The organism is Gordonibacter pamelaeae 7-10-1-b (genome assembly GCF_000210055.1).
In the GTDB taxonomy this organism is placed as follows: domain Bacteria; phylum Actinomycetota; class Coriobacteriia; order Coriobacteriales; family Eggerthellaceae; genus Gordonibacter; species Gordonibacter pamelaeae.
In genome coordinates, this window is record NC_021021.1 from 769064 (window position 1) to 771743 (window position 2680).

The window sequence follows — 2680 nt, forward strand, 5'->3', positions numbered from 1 at the left end:
CGCCTCGATCTGCGCGAGGTTCGCCGCCACGTCGCCGGCCGGGGCGTTCAGCATGGACTGCACGACGACGGGCGCGCCGCCGCCGAGCGGCACGCTGCCCACCATGACCCGCCGGGTCCCCTTGTTCGGCTTCGCTGTGCCGGGCATCCGCCCCTCCGTTTCCTCAAGCACCTCAAACCGCATGTCGGGCTATTGTACCGCCGAAAGCGGCCCGCCCGAGGTCCCTTCACGAAGTCTGCCGCAAAAACCGACCGGAAGCGGCCGGCGGAAGCGGCCGGCAAGCAACCGACAGGTGCCCCGAAGGGATTCAAGGTGCGCCGTACCGATCTGAGCCTTGCGCGGGCCGCTCGAAGCGAGAGCCAAGACCGAGGCCCCGTTGCACAGTAATCACCGATTTTCTACCGATTCGAGGCAGGAACCGCCTGCGCGAACGCGCTTCGTCCGGGACTTCGGACGTTTTCCCTGCTCGCGAGGTGATGATGAAAGCGGCGTAATCCCGGGAGAGGAACAGCCCGTCGAAAACCGGTGATTACTGTGCCTTTGCGGCCCCATCCCAAGGATGCACGGAGGGCGCCTCCGGCGCGACGGGGCAAGCCGGGACCCGAAGGCCGGATTCCAAAAGCGGCCGGGCGATCAGCGGGTTCCGGCGGCCCCGAGGTCGCCGCTCACCAGTTCCCGAACACGAACCGCTGGATGTCCTGGTTCGCCATGATCAGGAAGAATCCTAGGAACAGCAGCATGCCCGCCGCGGAGAGGTAGTTGAGCGCCCGCGTGGACACCACGCGCCGTGACACCTTCTGGAACACCTCCACCACGAAGCGCCCGCCGTCGAGTGGCGGGATGGGCAGCAGGTTCATGATGCCGAGCGACACCGAGATCATGGCCGTGAAGCTCAAGATGCCCATGAGCCCCATGTCCACCGCGTCCTTCGACATGACGGCGATGCCGATGATGGAGGTGGTGTTCGACACGGTGTCCGCGGCGGTCGCGGGATTGAACAGGCTGGCCACCAGGGCGATGACCTGGCCGATGTAGGCGAAGCCGGCCTGCAAGGACTGCAGCGGCGTGAGCGCGGCGTGGTAGAACACGCCGGTGTTCGGGCTCTGGGCCTCGAAACCGATCACCGAGTACATGAGCACGAACAGCAGCATGGCGAACAGCAGGTTCACGAACACGCCGGCCACGAGGATGACGGAGCGCTTCCAGAACGGCAGCGCACGGTACTGCTGGCGGTACTCGCCCTGATACAACGCATGCGCGTCGTCCACCGGGCGCGCCTGCCCGAGCGCATAGGACGCCGGCGCCGGCTCCCCCGCCGCCGCGGCCTTGAGCTGCTTCTTCGTGGGCGCCGTCGCGACGGCGCGGTACGTGTTGTACTGGTCCTTCTTCGTGGGGCCCTTGATGCTGCCCCACTCCACCAGCTCCTCGAGCGCATCGTACGCCTCATCGTCGGAGATGCCGCAGTCGCGCGCGATGTCCTCCATGTTGGCGGTGCCGCGGCGGTAGAGCGCGGCGAGCACGGCCTCGAGGTGCGGGCTCATCTCGCCCGCCTCCATGCCGCACACCTTCGCGTACCCGCCGAGCGGCACGGCCGTCACGCCGAATCGCGTGCCGCCCCGCGTGAAGCCGATGCTCGGCCCCGGCAGGCCCAACATGAACTCCGTCACCCGCACGCCGAACGCGCGCGCCGCCAGATAGTGCCCGCCCTCGTGGATGAACACGAGGAACCCGAGCAGGATCGTGGCGTATATTATCATCAGAACTATATCCATGAACTCGAATCCTTTCGAGCGCGAGGTTGGGAAAACCAACGCGGTTTCCCGCGCCTGCGCCCATTATAGGAAACGGGGAGCCCGCCCGAACCGATGTGCGGGAAAAACCTACAAGCCCTGTGGAAAATGCACATGGGAAGCCGACGGCGGCAGTGTGCGCAGCCGACCCTTTCTTGCAAAGGGGGCCGCCTAAAAGTCCCGCTTGCCGCCTACCGTCCCGCGATCCACTCCCGGGCCTTCATGCGGGCCCAGGCGTCCACGGCCTCCAGCTGCTCCAGGCTCTCCACGGGCTGTACGTCATGGGCGTCCATGACGGCCTCCACGCAGGCGGCGATGCCCAGGTACGTGCCCTCCTCGGCGAGGAACGCCGCCACGGCCACCTCGTTCGCGGCGTTCATGGCGCAGGGCAGCGTGCCACCGCGCTCGCCGGCCGCGCGCGCGAGCGCCAGGCAGCGGAACGTGTCGGTGTCGGGCGCAGCGAACTCGAGCGAGCCCAGCTTCGTGAAGTCGAGCGGCTCCACCGGCGCGTCCCAGCGCTCGGGATACGACAGCGCGAACTGGATGGGGATGCGCATGTCGGTGGTGCCGAGGTGCGCCTTCACGCTGCCGTCGGAGTACTCCACCATGGAATGGATGGCGCTCTGCGGCTGCACCACCACGCTGATGCGGTCGTAGGGCATGGCGAACAGGTGGTGCGCCTCGATGACCTCGAGCCCCTTGTTCATGAGCGTGGACGAGTCGATGGATATCTTCGCGCCCATGTTCCACGTGGGGTGCGCGAGCGCCTGGGCGGGCGTGATGTGCGCAAGCTCGCCGCGCGTGCGGCCGCGGAACGGGCCGCCCGACGCCGTCACCCACAGGCGGCGACCTCGCGCGCATCCTCGCCCAGGAGGCACTGGTAGATGGCG

1 protein-coding gene and 1 pseudogene are annotated in these 2680 nt (G+C 67.5%); both read right to left on the reverse strand.

Going from position 1 to position 2680, the window contains the following annotated elements:
* Window positions 1-665 precede the first annotated feature (665 nt).
* The gene (locus GPA_RS03660; RefSeq protein WP_041238979.1) at window positions 666-1772 is read right to left on the reverse strand and encodes a site-2 protease family protein; all 1107 of its coding nucleotides are present in this window, start codon (window positions 1770-1772) and stop codon (window positions 666-668) included.
* Between the two features lie 209 nt (window positions 1773-1981).
* Window positions 1982-2680: pseudogene (locus tag GPA_RS03665) on the reverse strand (1-deoxy-D-xylulose-5-phosphate reductoisomerase); the annotation flags it as partial.